6 protein-coding genes are annotated in these 4,811 nt (G+C 71.6%); 4 read left to right on the forward strand and 2 right to left on the reverse strand.

All coding sequences use genetic code 11. From position 1 onward, the window contains the following. Window positions 1-1,026 (forward strand): glycoside hydrolase family 15 protein (locus ACWDD9_RS43680; protein WP_449814770.1); only part of this gene is annotated, 1,026 nt, incomplete at its 5' end. A 126-nt stretch (window positions 1,027-1,152) separates the two neighbouring features. After that, window positions 1,153-2,640 carry a glycoside hydrolase gene (locus ACWDD9_RS43685; RefSeq protein ID WP_449814771.1) on the forward strand — a complete coding sequence of 496 codons (1,488 nt, stop codon included), beginning with the start codon at window positions 1,153-1,155 and terminating at the stop codon, window positions 2,638-2,640. Between the two features lie 80 nt (window positions 2,641-2,720). Here the strand turns inward: ACWDD9_RS43685 and ACWDD9_RS43690 are convergent, their stop codons facing one another. Next, complete coding sequence (locus ACWDD9_RS43690; protein WP_387977163.1) at window positions 2,721-3,446, reverse strand: dienelactone hydrolase family protein; 726 nt, start codon at window positions 3,444-3,446, stop codon at window positions 2,721-2,723. Window positions 3,447-3,589: 143 nt separating this feature from the next. On the opposite strand from ACWDD9_RS43690, the gene ACWDD9_RS43695 reads away from it, so the two are divergent. Beyond that, window positions 3,590-3,907, forward strand: coding sequence for a hypothetical protein (locus ACWDD9_RS43695; protein WP_449814772.1), 318 nt, complete (start codon window positions 3,590-3,592; stop codon window positions 3,905-3,907). Between the two features lie 128 nt (window positions 3,908-4,035). Then, window positions 4,036-4,251, forward strand: coding sequence for a cold-shock protein (locus ACWDD9_RS43700; RefSeq protein WP_049650536.1), 216 nt, complete (start codon window positions 4,036-4,038; stop codon window positions 4,249-4,251). 33 nt (window positions 4,252-4,284) lie between these two features. Here the strand turns inward: ACWDD9_RS43700 and ACWDD9_RS43705 are convergent, their stop codons facing one another. Next, window positions 4,285-4,698, reverse strand: coding sequence for a hypothetical protein (locus tag ACWDD9_RS43705; RefSeq protein ID WP_449814773.1), 414 nt, complete (start codon window positions 4,696-4,698; stop codon window positions 4,285-4,287). Between the last annotated feature and the right edge of the window lie 113 nt (window positions 4,699-4,811).

Here is a 4,811-nt window from a genome sequence, read left to right on the forward strand (position 1 = left end):
TACCGCTACACCTGGCTGCGCGACGCCGCCATCACCCTCTCCTCCCTGCTGCGCACCGGCTACCGCGACGAGGCCAAGGCCTGGCGCGAATGGCTGCTGCGCGCCGTCGCCGGCGACCCCGAGAACCTCCAGATCATGTACGGCATCGCCGGCGAGCGCGAGCTCACCGAGTCCTCGCTGGACTGGCTGCCCGGCTACGAGGGCTCCCAGCCCGTCCGCATCGGCAACGGCGCCGCCGGACAACTCCAGCTCGACGTCTACGGCGAGGTCGTCGAAGCCCTCCACCTCGCCCACATGACCGGCCTCGTCCGCAACGACCACGCCCACCAGCTCCAACTGCGCCTGATCGACTACCTCGAGGACCACTGGCAGAACCCCGACGAGGGCATCTGGGAGGTCCGCGGCCCCCGCCGCCACTTCGTCCACTCCAAGGTCATGGCCTGGGTCGCCGTCGACCGCACCATCGAACTGCTGGAACGGACCGACGAGCAGGGCCCGTTGGAGCGGTGGCGCGCGCTGCGCGACACCATCCACGCCGACGTCTGCGAGCGCGGCTACGACCCGGACCGCAACACCTTCACCCAGTCGTACGGCTCACGCGAACTCGACGCCTCCCTGCTGCTGATCCCCCAGGTCGGCTTCCTACCCCCGGACGACAAGCGCGTCATCGGCACCATCGAGGCCATCCAGCGCGAACTGTCCACCGAGGACGGCTTCGTCCTGCGCTACCCCACCGACGGCGGAGTGGACGGCCTGCCGGGCGACGAAGGCGCCTTCCTCGCCTGCTCCTTCTGGCTCGCCGACGCCCTCGCCCTGATCGGCCGCACCGACGAGGCCCGCGAACTGTTCGAGCGCCTGCTGTCGATCCGCAACGACGTCGGCCTGCTCGCCGAGGAGTGGGACCCGCGCCTCAAGCGCCAGGTCGGCAACTTCCCCCAGGCCTTCAGCCACGTCCCGCTGATCGACACCGCCCTGCGGCTCACCCAGCCCCTCGGCCCGGAATCCGGGGACACCACAGCTCCGTGAGACCGGCAACCACAGGGCCGGGAAGTGATCAACAGCACACTGGTTCCGCCTCTCGCCGGTGGTGCAGACTGAGCGCTTCGCGCACGCCCCACATCCGGGCGCGCGGATTCCGTTCAGGGGGATTTGATGGAACGTCGTACGGTTCTGCGTGGACTGGTGGGCCTGCCGGCCGGAGCGATGGCGGTGCTCTCCGCCGCCCGACCGGCCTGGGCCGACTTCACCACGACGGTGAATCCGTCGGCCAACTGGGGGACCTGGGAAGGGTGGGGCACCTCGCTGGCCTGGTGGGCCAACCAGCTCGGCCCCCGGGAGGACCTGGCCGATGTGCTGTTCAGCCGGAAGACCGTCCGGTTCCAGGGGCAGACGGTACCCGGGCTGGGGATGAACGTGGTCCGCTACAACGTCGGCGGCTCGGGAACGAACAGCATCGGCGGCCGGACGATGAAGCCCGGTCCGACACTGGACGGCTTCAAGCAGATCGAGGGCTACCAGCTCGACTGGGCCTCCGCGGACCCGCAGTCGTCCAGCTGGAACTGGAACGCCGACGCGCACCAGCGCGACATGATGTGGCTGGCCCGGGACCGCGGCGCCGACAGGTTCGAGCTCTTCAGCAACTCGCCGATGTGGTGGATGCTGAAGAACGACGACCCCCGCGGAGCGCCGGACGGCTGGAGCTGCAACCTGCGGGACGACAACTTCGGCCGCCACGCGGCGTACATGGCGACGGTGGCCCGGTACGCCCACGACCACTGGGGCATCGACTTCACCTCCGTCCAGCCGGTCAACGAGCCGGGGGCCAACTGGGGTGGCTATTCGCCGGACTTCGTCGGCGGACAGGAGGGCTGCCACTACGACCGGCCCCGACTGGCCGAGATCATCCGGCAGACCCGCACCCAGCTGGACGCGCGCGGCCTGCACTGGATGATGGTGGCGGGCCTCGACGACTGGGGCGTCGGCAGCGCCGCGTACAACTGGCACGACAACCCCGACTTCGACGCCGCCACCCGCGCGGCCGTGGGACGGGTGAACGTCCACGGCTACGACGTCGACGGTGACCGCGACGCGCTGTACAAGATGGTGGCGGCGGACGGCAAGAACATCTGGATGTCCGAGTACGGCGACGGTGACACCAGCGGCCTCCAGCTCGCCCGGAACCTCAACTTCGACCTGCGCTGGCTGCACCCCACGGCATGGGTCATCTGGCAGATCCTCGACTGGGAGAACTACGGGGCGATCACCCTCACCAACGGGGTGATCGGCGCGGTCAACCCGAAGTACTTCCTGCTCGCCCAGTACATGCGGCACATCCGCCCCGGCATGACGATCATCGACGCGGGCCACCCCGACGCCGTCGCGGCCTACGACAGCGTGAACCACAAGCTGGTCATCGTCGCCGTGAACTACGGGGAAGGACAGTGGATCAACTTCGACCTCTCCCGGTTCGGCAGGCCCGGACAGGACGGTGCCCTGGTCGAACGGTGGGCCACCGGGACGGACGCCGGCGGTGAGCGCTACCAGCAGCACGCGGACACCGTGATGCGCGGCACCCGGTTCTGGTCCTACTTCAACGCCCGTACCGTGCAGACCTTCGAGGTCTCCGACGTCCACCTGTAGGACGTCCGCCGGCAAGGGGCCCCGCCCCGGTGCCCGCCCCTGCCCGTCGACCCGGTCGGTCGACGGGCAGGGGCCGGGGCTCACTCCTGTACGGGCACGCACTCGTCGAGCAGGCCGACGATGTCGCGCCAGGCCCGCTGGGCCTGCTGCGGGTGGTGGGCGACGCCGGGGAGCACGGCGTGGCCGACCGTCGGGTGGTGGAAGGCGTGCTGGGCGCCGCCGTAGACCACCAGGCGCCAGTCGACGCCCGCGGCCTGCATCTCGGCGGCGAAGGCGTCCCGCCGCTCGGGCGGCATGATCGGGTCCTCCGACCCGACCCCGGCCCACACCGGGCAGCGGATCCGGGCGGCCTCCCCCGGGCGGCCCGTGACCAGGCCGTTGACCGTCCCGATCGCCCGCAGGTCGACGCCGTCGCGCCCGAGTTCCAGCGCGATCGCGCCCCCGGTGCCGTAGCCGATGGCGGCGATCCGCTCGGGGTCGGTCCGCGGTTCGGCGAGCAGCACGTCGAGGGCCGCGTGGCCGATGCCCCGCATCCGGTCGGGGTCGTCGAGCAGCGGCATCACCCGCGCCAGCATCTCCTGCGGGTCGCTGATCCAGCGCCCGCCGTGGAGGTCGAAGGCCAGTGCCACGTAGCCCAGTTCGGCGAGGGCGTCGGCCCGGCGGCGCTGGAAGTCGTTCAGGCCCGGCCCCTCGGGCCCGATCAGGACCGCAGGCCGGCGGCCGGTTCCGGCGGGCAGCGCGAGGTGCCCGATCATCGTCATTCCGTCGGCCGGGTACTCGACCGTACGCGTGGTGACCATCGTCATGGAACGGGACTGTAGTGAGGACCGGCCCCTACCTGGGCCCGACTTAGCCGTCGGCAGAGCGGACGGCCCGCCGCCTCGCCGCAGGCCGATCCGCCACTCGCGCACCCGTAGACTCGGGCGCGAGCCGGACGGGATGAGGACCGATGGACTACTGCCGCCACGAGTTGAGCAACTGCGCGGACTGCGCCCCGCGGGCGCAGCCCCGCGAGGGCGCGCCCCGCGCCGAGTGGGACGGCTGGCCGCCGTCGGCGATCATCGTCCACGCCAGCCGGAAGGCGCATCTGCCGGGCTGCCCCCACATCCTCCCGGCCGACGTCGAACCGCCGGTCTACGGCTGGGTGCTCGACCCCTCGCCGGGGGCGTGGCGCCGGCTCTCCGACTCCAACCCGCTGTACGCCACCGGGGGCAACACCCAGCGCTCCGCGACGAGCCGCTGTCAGGACTGCGACGCCACCCAGTAGGCCGTACCGGAGGTCGGGGGCACGGTCACCGCGAACGTCCCGGCGGCCGCCGCTGCGCTTCGCGTCGGAGCGGCTCCGCTGCGTGAGAGACTGACGCGGTCAGTGTGATCCCTGTGCAAGGAGTGGACATGGCCGACCGCCAGAACGGCACCGTGAAGTGGTTCAACGACGAGAAGGGCTACGGGTTCATCACCCCGGAGTCCGGCCCGGACCTGTTCGTGCACTTCAGGTCGATCGAGGGGGCCGGCTTCAAGTCCCTCGTCGAGGGCCAGCGGGTGACGTTCGAGGCGGTCCAGGGCCAGAAGGGGATGCAGGCCGACAAGGTCCAGGTCGTCGAAGGCTAGGGCGTGCACCGGGCCTGACGGGCGGCGGCCCGGCTACACCGGCCGCCGACCGGTGAGCCTCTGCCACCGGTCCCGTGCCTCGTCCAGTTCGCGGCGGGCCCCGGGGATGCGCGTGTCCGCCTTCTGGCGGGCCAGCACGTCGGCGAGCCGGCGCCGGGCCTCCTCCTGGTCGGCCGTGTCCTCGACCGCTTCGCGCAGGTCGGCCTCGGCCCGGGGCACGAGCGCCTGGCGTTCGGCCGTGGCCGCCTTGGCGTCGGCGGCGGCGTTGAACACCTCGACGACGAACTTCCGGACCTCGGCCTCGGGCCTCCCGTCCAGCGGGACGGAGACCATCTGCCGACGGCCGGTCGGGAGCGCCACGTAGACGTGGCCGTCGGTACCGGAGTACTCGTCGAGGAGCGCGACCTCGTGCAGCGGGTACTCCGCCGTACGGCCCTCGGCCGTCACCTCCAGTACTAGGGCCTGTCTTCGAACTCGCGTCGTCCGCCCGGAGGGCGGGCGGGGCGGCGTTGGGGTGGGTGGCTCGCGAGGCGGGGGGGGGGGCCCCGGCGGAGGAATGG

The organism is Kitasatospora sp. NPDC001119, from assembly GCF_053598475.1.